The 1,403-nt window shown below is 64.9% G+C and carries 1 protein-coding gene; it reads left to right on the forward strand.

The genetic code is table 11. From position 1 onward, the window contains the following. Positions 1-275: 275 nt before the first annotated feature. On the forward strand, positions 276-1,403 hold a 1,128-nt coding region (locus ACU5AP_RS16275), incomplete at its 3' end, for a M24 family metallopeptidase (protein ID WP_446681560.1).

Here is a 1,403-nt window from a genome sequence, read left to right on the forward strand (position 1 = left end):
TGTCATCATCGACCGAGGCATGGCCGCCTAGGTAGGAAAGGGCCGAGTTGAAGGCAATCTGTTATAAGGTTCGTCCGAAAGGGCGTTTTTGCGCCATATCGTCACGCCCTGGACCCTCTCGCCGAACGGATCATGGCCACGCGCAAGGGCGCGTTTTCCGGGGGGCTCGCGCCTGTCGAGGCGACAGGGCTATTGCTAGTCTTACGGCTCTTGCTCGAGACCTCAAGCCATGAAAGAAGCAGAGTTATAGATCATATACTGTATACGTTGATAGCATGACGTTTCTTCCCCCCGCCGCTGCTCCCATCAACGCTGTCGAGCGGCGCGCTCGCATTCAGGTCTTGGCTGCACGGCTGAAGGCGGAAGGGACGGCGGCGTTGCTTCTCGGTCCTACGGCGTCGCTACGCTATTATACCGGGCTGGACTGGCATCCTTCGGAACGGCTGACCGGGGCCTTGATCCACGCCGACGGTCGGGTGGAATACGTCTGTCCCCGGTTTGAACTGGATAAGGTCGCGGGATTGACGGCGGCGCCGAACGCCATCGCCGGCGACATCCTGACCTGGGAGGAGGAGGAAAGCCCTTACGCCTTGGCGGCGGGACGTTTGCCAGAAGGCGGCGTCCTGGCGGTGGACGATCAGGCGGCGACCTTCATCTGGCTGGGCCTCAGTCGGGCGCTCGGCGCGGATCGCGTCATCGACGGCGCGCCGCTGATCCTGGCCCAGCGCAGCCTCAAGTCGTCCGCCGAGATCGCTTTGTTGACCCGCGCCAAGGCCATCACGCTGGAGGTCCAGCGCCGCACCCGCCGCTGGCTGAAGGCAGGGGTTCGCACGTCGGAGGTCATGGGCTTCATCGACGCCGAACACCGCGCCCTGGGCGGGGAGGGCGGATCGTGGTTCTGCCTGGTCTCCTTCGGCGAAGACACCTGCCTGCCGCACGGCGGCGAGGGCGACCGAGCTCTGCAGGCCGACGATGTGGTGCTGATCGATACTGGGACGCTGGTCGACGGTTATCACTCGGACATTACCCGCACCTATGTCTTCGGCGAACCGGCGGACGACTTCCGCCGCGTCTGGATGCACGAGAAGGAGGCCCAGGCACGCGCCTTCGCCGCAGCTCAACTCGGTGCGCCGTGCCACAGCGTCGATGACGCCGCGCGCGGCTATATAACCGGCCTCGGCTATGGCCCTGACTACCGTCTGCCGGGCCTGCCGCATCGCACAGGGCACGGCATCGGCCTGGACATCCACGAGGCGCCGAATCTGGTGCGTGGCGACACCACGCCGCTGGCTCCCGGCATGTGCTTCTCGAACGAGCCGATGCTGGTCATTCCCGGCCGGTTCGGCGTCCGCCTGGAAGATCATTTCTACATGACCGAGGGCGGGCCGGTCTGGTTCACCGAA

Source organism: Brevundimonas sp. RM1 (assembly GCF_052907225.1).